15 protein-coding genes and 1 riboswitch are annotated in these 14093 nt (G+C 55.9%); of the genes, 9 read left to right on the forward strand and 6 right to left on the reverse strand.

The window, feature by feature from the left end:
* The first annotated feature begins 204 nt into the window (after window positions 1-204).
* Together purH and purD are read left to right on the forward strand one after the other, a co-directional pair.
* A complete protein-coding gene (purH, locus tag ACX9GT_RS23560) occupies window positions 205-1794 on the forward strand; it encodes a bifunctional phosphoribosylaminoimidazolecarboxamide formyltransferase/IMP cyclohydrolase (RefSeq protein WP_473188969.1) in 1590 nt (529 codons plus the stop codon).
* 48 nt (window positions 1795-1842) lie between these two features.
* Window positions 1843-3126 (forward strand): phosphoribosylamine--glycine ligase, encoded by a 1284-nt coding sequence (gene purD, locus ACX9GT_RS23565; RefSeq protein WP_473188970.1) that lies wholly within the window; start codon window positions 1843-1845, stop codon window positions 3124-3126.
* A 56-nt stretch (window positions 3127-3182) separates the two neighbouring features.
* Here purD and ACX9GT_RS23570 read toward each other — a convergent pair whose 3' ends face one another.
* From ACX9GT_RS23570 to nudC, 6 genes are all read right to left on the reverse strand, one after another.
* Window positions 3183-3854, reverse strand: a complete 672-nt coding sequence (locus ACX9GT_RS23570; protein WP_473188971.1) for a DUF1481 domain-containing protein — start codon at window positions 3852-3854, stop codon at window positions 3183-3185.
* A gap of 35 nt (window positions 3855-3889) precedes the next feature.
* Entirely contained in the window at window positions 3890-4162 is a 273-nt protein-coding gene (gene hupA / locus ACX9GT_RS23575) for a nucleoid-associated protein HU-alpha (protein WP_012004757.1), read from the reverse strand.
* Between the two features lie 189 nt (window positions 4163-4351).
* Entirely contained in the window at window positions 4352-4942 is a 591-nt protein-coding gene (locus tag ACX9GT_RS23580; RefSeq protein WP_473188972.1) for a YjaG family protein, read from the reverse strand.
* Between the two features lie 18 nt (window positions 4943-4960).
* Complete coding sequence (gene nfi / locus ACX9GT_RS23585; RefSeq protein ID WP_473191677.1) at window positions 4961-5674, reverse strand: deoxyribonuclease V; 714 nt, start codon at window positions 5672-5674, stop codon at window positions 4961-4963.
* Window positions 5675-5694: 20 nt separating this feature from the next.
* Window positions 5695-6759, reverse strand: coding sequence for a uroporphyrinogen decarboxylase (gene hemE, locus ACX9GT_RS23590; RefSeq protein WP_473188973.1), 1065 nt, complete (start codon window positions 6757-6759; stop codon window positions 5695-5697).
* Between the two features lie 42 nt (window positions 6760-6801).
* Window positions 6802-7569, reverse strand: a complete 768-nt coding sequence (gene nudC / locus ACX9GT_RS23595; protein ID WP_473188974.1) for an NAD(+) diphosphatase — start codon at window positions 7567-7569, stop codon at window positions 6802-6804.
* A 99-nt stretch (window positions 7570-7668) separates the two neighbouring features.
* On the opposite strand from nudC, the gene rsd reads away from it, so the two are divergent.
* The 7 genes from rsd (at window position 7669) to thiH (ending at window position 13978) form a co-directional block, all read left to right on the forward strand.
* Window positions 7669-8184 carry a sigma D regulator gene (rsd, locus tag ACX9GT_RS23600; RefSeq protein ID WP_473188975.1) on the forward strand — a complete coding sequence of 172 codons (516 nt, stop codon included), beginning with the start codon at window positions 7669-7671 and terminating at the stop codon, window positions 8182-8184.
* A gap of 116 nt (window positions 8185-8300) precedes the next feature.
* Window positions 8301-8424: riboswitch (TPP riboswitch) on the forward strand.
* A 114-nt stretch (window positions 8425-8538) separates the two neighbouring features.
* Complete coding sequence (thiC, locus tag ACX9GT_RS23605) at window positions 8539-10482, forward strand: phosphomethylpyrimidine synthase ThiC (protein WP_473188976.1); 1944 nt, start codon at window positions 8539-8541, stop codon at window positions 10480-10482.
* A complete protein-coding gene (thiE, locus tag ACX9GT_RS23610) occupies window positions 10475-11113 on the forward strand; it encodes a thiamine phosphate synthase (RefSeq protein ID WP_473188977.1) in 639 nt (212 codons plus the stop codon). Before thiC ends, thiE begins: the two co-directional genes overlap by 8 nt.
* 4 nt (window positions 11114-11117) lie before the next feature.
* Complete coding sequence (locus ACX9GT_RS23615) at window positions 11118-11867, forward strand: HesA/MoeB/ThiF family protein (RefSeq protein ID WP_473188978.1); 750 nt, start codon at window positions 11118-11120, stop codon at window positions 11865-11867.
* Entirely contained in the window at window positions 11864-12064 is a 201-nt protein-coding gene (gene thiS, locus ACX9GT_RS23620) for a sulfur carrier protein ThiS (protein ID WP_459400317.1), read from the forward strand. The genes ACX9GT_RS23615 and thiS overlap by 4 nt, the downstream gene beginning before the upstream one ends.
* A 1-nt stretch (window position 12065) precedes the next feature.
* On the forward strand, window positions 12066-12845 hold the full coding sequence (locus ACX9GT_RS23625; RefSeq protein WP_473188979.1) for a thiazole synthase: 780 nt from the start codon (window positions 12066-12068) through the stop codon (window positions 12843-12845).
* Entirely contained in the window at window positions 12845-13978 is a 1134-nt protein-coding gene (thiH, locus tag ACX9GT_RS23630) for a 2-iminoacetate synthase ThiH (RefSeq protein WP_473188980.1), read from the forward strand. Before ACX9GT_RS23625 ends, thiH begins: the two co-directional genes overlap by 1 nt.
* The last annotated feature ends 115 nt before the right edge of the window (window positions 13979-14093 follow it).

Genomic DNA, 14093 nt, shown 5'->3' on the forward strand with positions numbered 1-14093 from the left:
CTAACTTATCCACAGAGCGCATTTGCTCGGAAAATTGTCGAGCACCGCGCAAACGTTTTCGCTACAATTCCCGCGACAAAACGATCCCCCCTTTTTACGGGGGCGTTACCTGAATCTGTTCCTGCTCTTCCTATATATAAGGAAAGAAGGTAGAGATTCACGTAACGCTCTTTATATTGCGACTCAAAGCCAAGGGATAAAACCATGCAACAACCTCGTCCAATCCGCCGGGCTCTGCTCAGCGTGTCTGATAAAGCCGGTATCGTTGAATTCGCCGAAGCACTCTCCCAGAGAGGCGTAGAACTGCTTTCCACCGGTGGCACCGCCCGCCTGCTGGCGAATGCCGGTCTGCCCGTTACCGAAGTTTATGACTACACCGGTTTCCCGGAAATGATGGACGGACGAGTGAAGACCCTGCATCCGAAGGTGCACGGCGGTATTCTGGGCCGTCGCGGCCAGGATGATGCCATCATGGAGCAACATGCGATCAAACCGATCGATATGGTGGTGGTCAACCTGTATCCCTTCGCCCAAACCGTAGCTCGTCCAGATTGTTCATTGGAAGATGCCGTTGAGAATATCGATATCGGTGGCCCGACCATGGTCCGCTCTGCCGCCAAGAACCATAAAGATGTCGCTATCGTGGTGAAGAGCAGCGACTACGCCGCCATCATTACCGAAATGGATAACAATGCGGGCTCGCTGCGCTATCCAACCCGATTCGATCTGGCGATCAAGGCCTTTGAGCATACCGCAGCTTACGACAGCATGATCGCCAACTACTTTGGCGCTCTGGTTCCGGCCTATCACGGCGAAACTGAGCAGCCTTCCGGCCGCTTCCCACGCACCCTGAACCTGAACTACATCAAGAAGCAGGATATGCGCTACGGCGAGAACAGCCACCAGCAAGCCGCCTTCTATATAGAAGAGAATCTACAGGAAGCGTCCGTCGCCACCGCCACGCAACTCCAAGGCAAGGCTCTCTCTTACAACAATATCGCTGATACCGACGCTGCGCTGGAATGTGTGAAAGAGTTCGCCGAGCCGGCTTGTGTGATCGTCAAGCACGCCAACCCTTGTGGTGTAGCGATCGGTGCAAACCTGTTTACCGCTTATGATCGCGCCTACCAGACCGATCCCACCTCTGCCTTTGGTGGCATCATCGCTTTCAACCGCGAGTTGGATGCTGAGACAGCGAAAGCGATCATCAGCCGCCAGTTCGTTGAGGTGATCATCGCACCAGGTATCAGTGACGAAGCCCGCTCTCTGCTAGCGGCCAAACAGAATGTGCGCGTATTGGCATGTGGCCAGTGGCAGCAACGCGTTGCCGGTCTGGATTTCAAACGCGTCAACGGTGGCCTGCTGGTACAGGATCGCGATCTGGGCATGGTGACTGAAGGCGATCTGCGCGTGGTTTCTGAACGTCAGCCAACCGCTCAGGAACTGCGTGATGCGCTGTTCTGCTGGAAAGTGGCTAAGTTCGTTAAATCCAACGCCATTGTTTATGCGCGTGACAACATGACCATCGGCATCGGGGCGGGCCAGATGAGCCGCGTTTACTCGGCCAAGATTGCGGGTATCAAAGCCGCTGACGAAGGCCTGGAAGTACCCGGCTCTGCCATGGCGTCTGACGCTTTCTTCCCGTTCCGTGACGGTATCGACGCCGCCGCCGCAGTGGGTATTACCTGCGTGATCCAGCCAGGTGGTTCGATCCGCGATGACGAAGTGATTGCCGCTGCCAATGAGCACGGTATTGCGATGATCTTCACCGACATGCGTCACTTCCGCCATTAATCCCTTTTGCTGCGTGCGCCAAAGTGCACGCTGTTTATGGAGCACCTGATGAATATTCTGATTATCGGTAACGGCGGGCGCGAACATGCGCTGGCCTGGAAAGCTGCCCAATCGCCGCTGGCGGACAAAGTCTACGTTGCACCGGGCAATGCGGGCACCGCGCTGGAAAACAACCTGATCAATGTGGATATCGCCCCCACCGATATCCCGGCCTTGCTGGCTTTTGCCACAAGCCATGCCATCGATCTCACCATTGTCGGCCCAGAAGCCCCGTTGGTCATCGGCGTGGTTGATGCTTTCCAAGCTGCCGGTCTGAAAATTTTTGGTCCGTCGCAGGCTGCCGCCCAGCTAGAAGGCTCTAAAGCCTTTACCAAAGATTTCCTGGCGCGCCACGCAATCCCAAGTGCGGAATACCAGAACTTCACCGACGTGGACGCTGCACTGGCCTATGTGCGCAGCAAAGGCGCGCCGATCGTGATCAAAGCTGACGGCTTGGCAGCCGGTAAAGGCGTGATCGTTGCCATGACGCTGCAAGAAGCAGAAGACGCCATTCAGGATATGCTGGCGGGCAATGCCTTTGGTGACGCCGGACACCGCATTGTGATTGAAGAATTCCTTGAAGGCGAAGAAGCCAGCTTTATCGTGATGGTGGACGGCGAAAACGTGGTTCCGATGGCCACCAGCCAGGATCACAAGCGCGTGGGCGATGGCGATACCGGCCCGAATACCGGCGGCATGGGGGCTTATTCACCGGCTCCGGTGGTCACCGATGAAATCCATCAGCGCGTGATGGATCAGGTGATCTGGCCAACCGTGCGCGGCATGGCGGCAGAGGGCAATACTTACGTGGGCTTCCTGTATGCTGGCCTGATGATTGATGCCGACGGTCAACCTAAGGTGATTGAATTCAACTGCCGCTTTGGCGATCCGGAAACTCAGCCAATCATGTTACGCCTGCGTTCCGACCTGGTTGAACTATGTCTGGCGGGTGCCGAAGGCAGGCTTAGTGAGAAAACTTCCGAGTGGGACGAGCGTCCTGCTTTAGGCGTAGTACTGGCTGCCGGAGGCTATCCTGGTGATTACCGCAATGGCGATGTGATCCAGGGTTTACCACCGCAGGAAACGGCTGATGGGAAAGTGTTCCATGCCGGTACGCGTCTGCAAGGGAATGATGTGGTCACCAGCGGCGGCCGCGTATTGTGCGTGACGGCCTTGGGTGCAACGGTGGCCGAAGCACAGCAACGCGCTTATCAGTTAGCGGAAAGTATTCAGTGGCAAGGCAGCTTCTGCCGCAAGGATATTGGCTACCGCGCGATTGCCCGTGGCAAATAAACTCGACCAAGGTTAAAACGAGAAGCTCTGTTCGCAGAGCTTTTTTATTAGCTCTTCTAGAGCGAATCTTCCGTCGGTTCCCAACGACAGAAATCGTCGTTCGCCACCAGCAGCAATTCACGCCCGTCCGGCCCATCCAGCCAGGCAACGCTCACCGGTTGGCTGCTGTTGGCTGCACGCTGCGCAATCCAGGCCTCAGCCTGCTTGCCAAAGTCGGGTTTCAGCACTTCGCCACGACACGACTGCACATTCCCCTGCTGCCAACGCCCCTGCAACAGCCTTACCCGGCCAGCATTGAGGGCATCACTCACTTCCAGGATGCGGCGAGCCTGATATTGGTAGAGCGCGATATCGTCGCTGGACAGTTTTTCGCGCCGCGTCGCCAATTGGCGCTGCATAAAGCTGACCGTACCATCGTTGGTAAAACGCAACTGAATCGAGTCCTTATCGCCGTCGGCATCGGTACGCCTAATCTGGCGCAGCACGCCATTCTGGTATTCATACAGAGTGGTTATCGTTCCCGGCCCACGATAGGGACTATAGACGCTCATCAGCACCATGGGGCGCTGCTGGCTGTCGTCTTTGCGCCACAGGCGGATGACTCCCTGATCGGCAACAAAACCGCTGGCGGTAAAGGAAGGTGGCGTAGAACGCAAACTGCAGGCACTTAAGCCGCCGATAACTGCAGCCACCATGAGTATCCGGCGGGCAAACAAAAGGGGCGCCATCGCCCCTCTGTTTAATCTTTTCACCAACACGCGTCTTATTTGACTGCGTCTTTCAGTGCTTTGCCAGAAACGAACGCAGGCACATTTGCAGCTGCGATTTTGATTTCTTTACCAGTCTGTGGGTTGCGGCCAGTGCGCTCGTTACGATGGTTTACTTTGAAAGTACCGAAACCAACCAATTGTACTGCATCACCTTCTTTCAGAGACTCAGTAATAGCAGCCAAGGTAGACTCCAGAGCCAGTTTAGCTTGTGCTTTGGAAAGGTCAGCCTTGTCCGCGATTACATCAATCAGTTGAGTCTTGTTCATAAGTTATCCTTACAGTGTGTTTATCGTTTGCAAAGCATCGAGTGCGACGGATATGCCGATTGACAGCACTCTCCTGCATACACGCACCGATAGCCACTTTTTTTTCGCCCCCCAAATGTAGACCAGACAGGGTGCGGATGTGAAGCCTTAAGGCATGACAAATCAGGCGTTAAATCACGTTTTCTTGCCTTATTGCGTTAAATTTATCCCGATATTACTTACCGCCGCCTCACGCAGGTCAGATCGTAACCCTTTGATCAGATCCAAATCGCGCTCTTCGCTGGCGGCCAACAGGCGGAAAATCTCCCATTGGATGTCCCATTCTTCCTCAACGGCAGGCAGAATTTTCAGCTCTTCGTCGGTCATTTCTTTACCAGCCTGGGTCATTTCCAGCATCGCCACAGTGCGAATTGAGGTTTCGCTGATGGCGATGGCGTGCTCCAGGGTCTCTCCGCTAAGGCGCGAATGGATCAGTTCGCCTAATGCGATGCAGGCGTCGATCGCTGGGTAAACGCCGTAAAGATCGTAATCTTCTGCCGATGGAATCGCCTCTTCCAGCTTTTCCAGTTGGCTGTCAAAGTTGACCTTGGCGTCTTTTACCACCAACGTCTCCCACACCAGATCCAGAATACGGCGATAAATCGCTGGATCGCCGAACCCGGTTTGCAGGCAGAACATCTGGTAATTCGGGTACATACGCTCGCACAAACTCGCCATAAAGGTCAAATGTTGCCAGCTTTCGAGCTTTTCCAAGCGTAAATGAATCGGGTTACGTAGCATTGTCTACTCTCTTACTCGTTATCTGCCGCGCAGTGTACCCGAAATCGCGCAGGTCGACATCTCTGGATGCTGCTGTAGCCAGCGTACAAAGGCCGGACGGCGCGAAGCGATGGCATCGGCCCAACGCGTGGGCTCCGGCAAACGGTAGCCAGCCATGCAACGCTGTACCCAGGCCAGTGCGCTAGCGGTGCTCACACGATGACCGGTGGCGATAAACAACGGATTACAACGCGCCTTGCTGCGCCATACCCAGCCAAGCTGCTCGCCCTTATCTTCCAACGGTGCCAACGCACCAGCCGCCGCATTGAGCGGGGCAAAGGTGCCGCACAAGCGCTTTTTGGCCACGCCGATCGTCGGCACATTGACCAGCAAGCCAAAGTGGCTGGCCACGCCCAAACGCCGCGGGTGCGAAATACCATGCCCATCGACGAAGATCAGATCGGGTTTCTGTTGCAGTTGCTCCCACGCGGCAAACAGCGCCGGATACTCACGGAACGAAAGAAATCCGGGGATATAGGGCATAGTGGTATTGATACGCGCCACCCGGTATTCCACCAGTTCCAAAGAAGGATAGCGCAGAATCGCAATGGCAGCGCGCGTTACCGCGCCTTCTTGCTCGAAACCGACATCGGCACCGGCAATAAAAGCTGGCGGGTTTTGCAGAAAATCATCGTGGCGAATAACCTCCCCCGCACGCTGTAACTGCTCCATGCGCAGGGCCTGAGTATCAATCACAGCGTCTCCTTACGGGCTCAGCGATGGTATTTAGCCGAAAGCGCATGCACGGCTTCGACAAAGGCTCCAGCATGCTCTGGCGGCACATCCTGGTGGATGCCATGCCCCAGGTTGAAAACGTGCCCTTCGCCGTGGCCGAAACCAGCCAGAATGGTTTCCACTTCCTGCGCGATACGTTCCGGTGCGGCATACAGCAGGGAAGGATCCATATTGCCCTGTAGCGCAACCTGGTGACCCACACGGCGGCGCGCGTCGGCGATATCCGTGGTCCAATCCAGGCCCAGCGCATCACAACCGGTCGCGGCCATCGCTTCCAACCACTGACCGCCGCCTTTGGTGAACAAGGTTACCGGCACGCGGCGGCCGTCGTTTTCACGCAGCAGGCCATCAACGATTTTATGCATGTAATGCAGTGAGAACTCCAGATAGTCGCGGCCAGTCAGCACGCCACCCCAGGTATCAAACACCATCACCGATTGCGCACCGGCTTTGATTTGGGCATTGAGATACAGAATGACGCTGTCTGCCAACTTATCCAGCAGCAGATGCAGCGTTTGCGGCTCGGCGTACATCATCTTCTTGAGCTTGGTAAACGCCTTGCTGCTGCCACCTTCCACCATGTAGGTCGCCAACGTCCAGGGGCTGCCGGAGAAACCGATCAGCGGTACAGCGCCTTTTAGCTCACGACGAATGGTGCGCACCGCATTCATGACGTAACCCAGTTCATCTTCTGGATCAAACGCTGGCAGCTTGTCTACGTCGGCACGGCAGGTAATCGGGGATGAAAAACGTGGCCCTTCACCGGCTTCGAAATAGAGCCCCAGGCCCATGGCATCGGGAATGGTGAGAATGTCGGAGAACAGAATGGCGGCGTCCAGCGCATAACGGCGCAGCGGCTGTAAAGTGACTTCGCAGGCCAGCTCCGCATTTTTGCACAGCGACATAAAATCACCGGCCTGAGCGCGAGTGGCCTTGTACTCCGGCAAATAACGACCGGCCTGACGCATCATCCACACAGGGGTCACATCTACCGGTTGGCGCAGCAAGGCACGCAGGTAACGATCGTTCTTCAACTCATTCATTTATCAGGCTCCCGTCATCATCTGGCGCCATTGTACATGATTCTATTCTGCCCGACACAACGCCACGGTATCCTCGATCAACCGGCGCGCCACGGTGCCCGGTGGCGGTAGCAACGGCAATTGGTCATAGCGATACCAGCCAGCGTTGAGCAACTCTTTTGGATCGTGACGCAGTTCACCGCTCTGATAATCCGCCATAAAGGCCATCATCAGCGAATGGGGGAACGGCCAGGGTTGAGATGTCACATAACGCAGGTTGGTGATGGCAATGTTGCTTTCTTCCATCACCTCACGTGCCACGGCCTGCTCCAGCGTTTCCCCCACCTCCACAAACCCGGCCAGCACGGTATGGATGCCGCCACGGTGGCGCACGTGCTGTGCCAGCAGGATCTCATCATTACGGCGGATGGCGACGATCACGCACGGCGCAATTTGCGGGTAATAGCGTTCACGACAGTGATTACACAAGCAGGCGCTTTCGGTGCGGCTGAGCACCATTTCATGGCCGCAATAGCCACAAAACTTATGTGAACGATAAAAGTCGGCAAGCTGCACGCCGCGCCCGGCAAGCTGGAACAGACCGCGATCGAGATCGAGCAATTGCCGTACCGATCCCATCTCTTTTGGCATCGGCTGGCATACCAGCCATACCGGTACTCCTTCCCATTCACCAATCTGGCGAGCCTGTAGGCCCAACAGTGAATATGACGCCGCTGAACCCAACGGCAACTCACCGTTCGGCAGCCAAATTTTGCTTTCATGGCTGACGATCCACCAGCCATTTTCGTTACCCGTTAATGCAAGTTCCATATGTTGTTGCACAACCTCTGCTTCACTGGCAATCTAGGAGTTGTTCCTTGTTACATTTTAATAACTTACTGTTTCTTTCTATTACTCACGGAGTCAAACATGCTCAATCAGTTAGAAAGCCTGACTCAACGCGTTGGTGGCAGTAATGAATTAGTTGATCAATGGCTACAAGCGCGTAAGCAATTACTGGTCGCCTATTGCACCTTGGTAGGCATCAAACCGAACAAAGAAAAGCATACGCCGCTGAATGAAAAAGCGCTGGAGAACTTTTGCCAGAATCTGGTGGATTATCTCTCTGACGGGCATTTTCACATCTATGGCAAAATTATCAAGCAGGTGGAAGGCTCAGCCAGCCCCAAAATGGCGCTGACCACCAAGTTCTACCCGAAGTTACAGGCCAATACCGAAACCATTATGGCGTTCCACGATCGCTATACCGAAGTGGATATCGATCAGGACGTTTGTCTGGAGTTTCATCAGGCACTGTCGGATATTGGCGAGGCGCTGGCATCACGCTTTGCCCTGGAGGATCAGTTGATTCAACTGGCTGCGGAAACTTGGCAACAGGCGCAACCAGGGGCTTCAAACTCCGATACGCTGGAAAACCGCGCCTAATCCCACCAATATATTCTGGCCCACGGACGGGCTGAGTCACCCCGCACTACCCACAACACCACAGCATGAAAGATCACAGGTAGGCTTGTAGTTTTTATTCACCCTCCTATACTGGACGCTTCTTGTCGGAGTGCCTAGCGCTGATTTATTTATCAAATTAGCCAGGCTGAGACCGTTAATTCGGGATCCGCGGAACCTGATCGGGTTAAGACCCGCGAAGGGAACAAGAGTAATCTATCGCCGAACACAGCTTTTCCGATCCAGGATCTCGCTGCTTTCTTGGCCAGCATCATTACTCCCTCCGAGCTCCAGACAAGCAATTTTCCAAACATCACCCACTGATAGGAATTTGCTATGTCTACTATGAAAAAACCCCGTGCCCGCAAACAACAGCGCGACGAAGCGCAGCAATTTATCGATGCCTTACAGGGCGTGACTTTCCCCAATTCACAGCGTATCTATCTGCAAGGTTCACGCAGCGACATCCGTGTTCCAATGCGTGAAATCCAGCTTAGCCCGACGCTTACCGGCGGCAACAAAGATAACCCGCAGTATGAACCGAATGAGGCGATCCCGGTGTATGACACCGCTGGCCCTTACGGCGATCCGCACGCCACGCTGGATGTCCATCGTGGCCTGGAAAAACTGCGGGCAGGCTGGATTGAGGAACGGGCTGATACCGCAACTTTGAACGGCGTCAGTTCCGGCTTTACCCAACAGCGCCTGGCGGACGAAGGGCTGGATCACCTGCGTTTCGAACACTTACCGTTGCCACGCAAAGCCCTGTCCGGCAAATGTGTCACCCAGTTGCACTATGCTCGCGCCGGTATCGTTACGCCAGAGATGGAGTTCATCGCCATCCGCGAGAACATGGGCCGTGAACGCATTCGTGGCGAGGTGTTACGCCAGCAGCACCCAGGTCAGAACTGGGGCGCCAATCTGCCGGAAAACATCACGCCGGAATTTGTGCGCCAGGAAGTGGCCGCTGGCCGCGCCATCATCCCTGCCAACATCAACCACCCGGAATCCGAGCCGATGATCATTGGCCGTAATTTCCTGGTGAAAGTGAATGCCAATATTGGCAATTCGGCGGTCACTTCGTCGATCGAAGAAGAAGTCGAAAAGCTAGTGTGGTCCACCCGCTGGGGCGCGGATACCGTGATGGATCTCTCCACCGGCCGCTACATCCACGAAACCCGTGAATGGATCCTGCGTAACAGCCCGGTGCCGATTGGCACGGTGCCGATCTATCAGGCACTGGAAAAAGTGAACGGCGTGGCGGAAAACCTGACCTGGGAAATGTTCCGCGATACCCTGCTGGAGCAGGCAGAACAGGGCGTGGACTACTTCACCATCCACGCGGGTGTGTTGCTGCGCTATGTGCCGATGACCGCCAAACGCCTGACCGGTATCGTGTCACGCGGGGGGTCGATCATGGCGAAATGGTGTCTGTCACACCATCAGGAAAACTTCCTCTATCAGCACTTCCGCGAAATCTGCGAAATCTGCGCCGCCTACGACGTCGCCCTGTCGCTCGGCGATGGTCTGCGTCCAGGTTCAATTCAGGATGCCAACGACGAAGCGCAATTTGCCGAACTGCACACGCTGGGTGAACTGACCAAAATCGCCTGGGAATATGATGTACAGGTGATGATCGAAGGCCCAGGCCACGTACCAATGCAGATGATCCGCCGCAACATGACCGAAGAGTTGGAACATTGCCACGAAGCACCGTTCTATACCCTTGGCCCATTGACCACCGACATTGCGCCGGGCTACGACCATTTCACCTCGGGGATCGGTGCCGCGATGATCGGCTGGTTCGGCTGCGCGATGCTGTGCTACGTCACGCCGAAAGAGCACCTTGGCCTGCCGAATAAAGAAGATGTGAAGCAAGGGCTGATCACCTACAAGATTGCGGCCCACGCCGCCGATCTGGCAAAAGGCCATCCGGGGGCGCAGATCCGTGATAACGCCATGTCCAAGGCGCGCTTCGAATTCCGCTGGGAAGATCAGTTCAATCTGGCGCTGGATCCGGCCACGGCCCGCGCTTATCACGACGAAACCTTGCCGCAGGAGTCCGGCAAAATCGCCCACTTCTGTTCCATGTGCGGGCCGAAGTTCTGCTCGATGAAAATCTCGCAGGAGGTACGCGATTACGCCGCAGTGCTTGAGGCCGCCAAACCGGTCGAAGTTCAGCTTTCCGGCATGGAGAAAATGTCCGCCGAATTCCGCTCACGCGGCAGCGAGCTGTACCACAGCGCATCTAACCTACAGGAAGAGGTGAACAATGACTGACATCACCACGCCCTTTCCTGCCACCCCGCACAAACTGGGGCTGTACCCGGTGGTCGACAACGTTGAATGGATTGCCCGCCTGCTGGATGCAGGCGTAACCACCATTCAGTTGCGCATCAAAGATCTGCCGGACGAACAGGTTGAAACCGACGTTGCCGCCGCTATTGCGCTTGGCAAGCAATACCGTGCACGGTTGTTTATCAACGACTACTGGCGCTTGGCGATTAAACACGGTGCCTATGGCGTTCATCTCGGGCAGGAAGATCTGGAGACTGCCGATCTGGCTGCCATTCATCGGGCCGGATTGCGCCTGGGGGTATCAACCCATGACGACGCCGAGATCGCCCGGGCCATCGCGGTAAAACCTTCCTACATTGCGCTGGGGCATATCTTCCCCACCCAAACCAAAGAGATGCCTTCCGCACCGCAAGGGTTGGTGGAGCTGAAGCGCCACGTCACTGGATTACAAGATTACCCGACGGTGGCGATCGGCGGGATCAGCTTCGATCGCGTGCCCGCCGTACTTGAGTGCGGCGTGGGCAGCGTGGCGGTGGTCAGCGCCATCACTCAGGCAACGGATTGGCGCACAGCCACGGCGCAACTGCTGAAGCTGGTTGAAGGCAAGGAGTAATGCGATGCTCAACGATCAGGAATTTCTGCGTTACAGCCGCCAGTTGCTGCTGGAAGAATTCGGCCCTGAAGGCCAGGAAAAGCTGAAGCAATCCACGGTGCTGATAGTCGGTCTAGGGGGTTTAGGCTCCCCGGCGGCACTGTATCTGGCCGCCGCTGGCGTTGGCACACTGTTGCTAGCGGATGATGACCAGTTGCATATCTCCAATCTACAGCGGCAAATCTTATACCGAACATCTGATATATCACAGAATAAAGCTAACTTGGCTAAGTATCATTTGCAGGCATTAAACCCACAACTGAGAGCCATCGCCATAGACCTTCGCTTGCAAGAAAAACTGCTCACTGAAGCAGTCTTAACCGCCAACCTGGTACTGGATTGCAGTGACAATATGGCAACTCGCCACGCGGTAAACAGTGCCTGTGTGGCGGCGAACAAGCCCTTGATCAGCGGCAGCGCGGTGGGCTTCAGCGGCCAGTTGCTGGTGATCGAACCACCGTATGCCCAAGGTTGCTATGCCTGTCTCTACCCTGAGCAAGCCGAACCGCAGCGTAACTGCCGGACGGCAGGCGTGCTTGGCCCGGTGGTGGGGGTGATCGGCACGCTCCAGGCGCTGGAGGCGATCAAAATGCTGGCCGGAATGGCTTCCCCCCTCAGCGGCAAGCTGCGTTTGTTCGACGGCAAACAGCAGAGCTGGAGCACCTTGCAACTCAGCCAAGCCAGCAATTGCCCAGTTTGCCGAGGTGCCGCATGAAGATCACGCTGAATGACCAGCCGTTGGAGTTGGCGCAAGCCTTAAGCGTCACCGCCCTGCTCGAACAACTGGATCGCCACCAGCCGGGCACTGCACTGGCGATTAATCAAACCATCATTCCACGCGCCGACTGGGCAAGCCGCCAGGTGCAGGACGGTGATGATATCCTGCTTTTTCAAGCGATTGCCGGAGGCTGATATGCTGCAAATCGCCGATACCACGTTTACTTCACGCCTGTTTACCGGCACTGGCAAGTTCGCCACCCCGGCCTTAATGCTGGCAGCGTTGCAAGCCTCCGGTTCCCAGTTGGTCACCATGGCAATGAAACGCGTCGACTTGCGCGGCGGTAACGATGCCATTCTGGCGCCGCTGCAACAGTTAGGTGTCAAGCTGCTGCCGAATACCTCCGGCGCTAAAACCGCCGCCGAAGCGGTGTTTGCCGCCAGATTGGCACGCGAAGCGCTCGGTACTCACTGGGTAAAACTGGAAATCCACCCGGATGTAAAATACCTGCTGCCAGATCCGATCGAAACCTTAAAAGCCGCAGAAATTCTGGTTAAAGAAGGCTTCGTCGTGTTGCCCTACTGCGGTGCCGATCCGGTGCTATGCAAGCGGCTGGAAGAGGCCGGATGTGCGGCGGTAATGCCGCTCGGTGCGCCAATTGGTTCTAATCGTGGCCTGCTGACCCGTGATTTCCTTGAGATCATCATCGAACAAGCCAAAGTGCCGGTGGTAGTCGATGCCGGTATCGGCGCCCCAAGCCAGGCGCTGGAAGCCATGGAATTAGGTGCCGATGCGGTGCTGGTCAATACCGCCATCGCCGTGGCTCAGGATCCGGTGCAAATGGCACAGGCATTCCGGCTGGCGCTGGAAGCCGGTGAGTTGGCACGCCGCGCCGGATTGGGCCATCGCCAGCGGATTGCCGTTGCATCCAGCCCGCTGACCGCATTTCTCAGCCAATCAGAGGAGATACGCTGATGAGTGATGATTTCAGTAGCCGCTGGCAACAGCTGGATTGGGATGACATCCAACTGCGTATCAACAGCAAAACCGCGCGCGATGTCGAACAGGCACTTAATGCACAGAAGCTGACGCGCGATGACTTTATGGCGCTGATTTCCCCCGCTGCTGCGCCTTATCTGGAACCGCTGGCGCAGCGCGCACAGCAACTAACCCGTCAGCGTTTCGGTAACGTGGTGAGCTTTTACGTGCCGTTATATCTCTCTAACCTGTGCGCCAACGATTGTACTTACTGCGGTTTCTCTATGAGCAACCGCATCAAACGTAAAACGCTGGATAGTGACGAGATCGAACGGGAATGTGCGGCGATCAAGGCGTTGGGTTTTGAGCACCTGCTGCTGGTGACCGGTGAACATCAGAACAAAGTGGGTATGGCCTATTTCCGCCAACATCTGCCGCAGATCCGCCGCCATTTCAGTTCGTTGATGATGGAGGTTCAGCCACTGGCTGAAGAAGAGTACGCCGAATTGAAAACCCTGGGGCTGGATGGGGTGATGGTTTATCAGGAAACCTATCATGCTGCCACTTACCAACGGCATCATCTGCGTGGGCATAAACAGGATTTTCATTGGCGGCTGGCGACGCCGGATCGCTTGGGCTGTGCCGGGATCGACAAGATCGGCCTTGGCGCGTTAATCGGGCTTTCCAGCAGTTGGCGCACCGACTGTTACATATTGGCGGAACATCTGTTCTATTTGCAGCAAACCTACTGGCAGAGCCGTTACTCGATCTCGTTCCCCCGTTTGCGGCCCTGCGCAGGAGGTATTGAACCCGCTTCGGTGATGAGTGAGCCGCAACTGGTCCAGCTCATCTGCGCCTTCCGCTTGTTTGCCCCTGACGTTGAGCTGTCATTATCAACCCGCGAATCACCGTACTTCCGCGATCATATGATCCCATTGGCAATCAACAGCGTCAGCGCAGGTTCAAAAACCCAGCCGGGCGGTTACGCCGATGACACGCCAGCAGAGCTGGAGCAGTTTGAACCGCACGATGGCCGGACACCGCAGCAGGTCGCTCTTGCTATTAGCGCCGCGGGATTACAGCCGGTGTGGAAAGATTGGGATGATTATCTGGGGCGTGCTGCGCAATAACCTGCAACAGTTACAGCGGCGATCCAATAGCGCTGGAGGCAATGCGCAAAGCTAAAAAGCCGGGCTGGTGCTGAAAATCGGCACCGTTATAGTGACTGCGTTGGTTATCAAACCC

This window comes from Serratia sp. YWN4, from assembly GCF_055790845.1.

Coding starts and splice junctions, on each gene's coding strand:
- ACX9GT_RS23615 (WP_473188978.1), top strand. CDS start 11,118: ATGCTCAACGATCAGGAATTTCTGCGTTACAGCCGCCAGTTGCTGCTG.
- thiC (WP_473188976.1), top strand. CDS start 8,539: ATGTCTACTATGAAAAAACCCCGTGCCCGCAAACAACAGCGCGACGAA.
- ACX9GT_RS23570 (WP_473188971.1), bottom strand. CDS start 3,854: ATGGCGCCCCTTTTGTTTGCCCGCCGGATACTCATGGTGGCTGCAGTT.
- ACX9GT_RS23625 (WP_473188979.1), top strand. CDS start 12,066: ATGCTGCAAATCGCCGATACCACGTTTACTTCACGCCTGTTTACCGGC.
- hupA (WP_012004757.1), bottom strand. CDS start 4,162: ATGAACAAGACTCAACTGATTGATGTAATCGCGGACAAGGCTGACCTT.
- purD (WP_473188970.1), top strand. CDS start 1,843: ATGAATATTCTGATTATCGGTAACGGCGGGCGCGAACATGCGCTGGCC.
- thiH (WP_473188980.1), top strand. CDS start 12,845: ATGAGTGATGATTTCAGTAGCCGCTGGCAACAGCTGGATTGGGATGAC.
- ACX9GT_RS23580 (WP_473188972.1), bottom strand. CDS start 4,942: ATGCTACGTAACCCGATTCATTTACGCTTGGAAAAGCTCGAAAGCTGG.
- purH (WP_473188969.1), top strand. CDS start 205: ATGCAACAACCTCGTCCAATCCGCCGGGCTCTGCTCAGCGTGTCTGAT.
- thiS (WP_459400317.1), top strand. CDS start 11,864: ATGAAGATCACGCTGAATGACCAGCCGTTGGAGTTGGCGCAAGCCTTA.
- hemE (WP_473188973.1), bottom strand. CDS start 6,759: ATGAATGAGTTGAAGAACGATCGTTACCTGCGTGCCTTGCTGCGCCAA.
- nudC (WP_473188974.1), bottom strand. CDS start 7,569: ATGGAACTTGCATTAACGGGTAACGAAAATGGCTGGTGGATCGTCAGC.
- thiE (WP_473188977.1), top strand. CDS start 10,475: ATGACTGACATCACCACGCCCTTTCCTGCCACCCCGCACAAACTGGGG.
- rsd (WP_473188975.1), top strand. CDS start 7,669: ATGCTCAATCAGTTAGAAAGCCTGACTCAACGCGTTGGTGGCAGTAAT.